This is a genomic window from Blastochloris sulfoviridis (genome assembly GCF_008630065.1).
Classification (GTDB): Bacteria; Pseudomonadota; Alphaproteobacteria; order Rhizobiales; family Xanthobacteraceae; genus Blastochloris; species Blastochloris sulfoviridis.
In genome coordinates this window covers 1-470 of the sequence record NZ_VWPL01000086.1, presented here as the reverse complement: position 1 = coordinate 470, position 470 = coordinate 1, and the positions used below count along the sequence as shown (strand labels likewise).

Genomic DNA, 470 nt, shown 5'->3' with positions numbered 1-470 from the left:
GGCCTCGTGCTGTTCGGCATCGGCCAGGGATCGCTGGTGACGCTGCTGTTCAACGTGCTGGTCACCGCGTCGCCGAAAGAACTGGCGGGCGACGTCGGATCCTTGCGCGGCACCACCAACAATCTCGCCGCCGCGGTGGGAACGGCGGTCGCCGGCGCCCTGCTGGTGGGCCTGCTGAGTTCGATCGTCCTTGTCAGCGTCGCTGAAAACCCGAAACTGCCGCCGGAGATTCAGGCCCAGGTCGATCTCGACAACATCAACTTCATCAGCAATGACCGGCTGCAGAGCGTGATGGAGCGCACGACCGCCTCACCCGAGCAGGTGGCCGAAGCGGTGCGCGTCAACACGGACGCAAGGCTGCGGGCGCTGAAGATCGGCCTCATCATCATGGCGCTGGTCGCGATGCTCGCGATCATCCCTGCGAGCCGGCTGCCGAACTACATTCCCGGCGAGATCCCCGATCCCTCGCC

The 470-nt window shown here is 65.7% G+C and carries 1 pseudogene; it reads left to right on the top strand.

Annotated elements, in window-relative coordinates:
* Positions 1-36: 36 nt before the first annotated feature.
* Positions 37-470 (top strand): annotated as a pseudogene (locus F1193_RS16940) (MFS transporter); the annotation flags it as partial.